We start from the raw sequence: 242 nt of genomic DNA on the forward strand, positions 1-242 counted from the left end.
ATGGCGATTTCGCGCGCGCGGGAATTCGAAGCGGACCGTGGCGGCGCGCAGATTTCCGGCGACCCGCAGGCGCTTGCCTCGGCGCTCGACAAGATCCACCGCTACGCGAGCGGCATTCCGTTTCCCACGGTCGAGCAGCATCCCGCTACCGCGCAGATGATGATCATGAATCCGCTATCGGGGGGCAGCATCGCGAATCTGTTCTCCACGCACCCGGCCACCGAGGAACGCATCGCGCGTCT

Annotated in this window: 1 protein-coding gene; it reads left to right on the plus strand. The window is 65.7% G+C overall.

Annotated elements, in window-relative coordinates:
* A partial coding sequence (locus SB771_RS36605; protein ID WP_410722236.1) for a M48 family metalloprotease occupies window positions 1–242 on the plus strand: 242 nt, incomplete at both ends.

Source organism: Burkholderia sp. SIMBA_051, from assembly GCF_046534915.1.
Taxonomy (GTDB): Bacteria; Pseudomonadota; Gammaproteobacteria; order Burkholderiales; family Burkholderiaceae; genus Burkholderia; species Burkholderia ambifaria.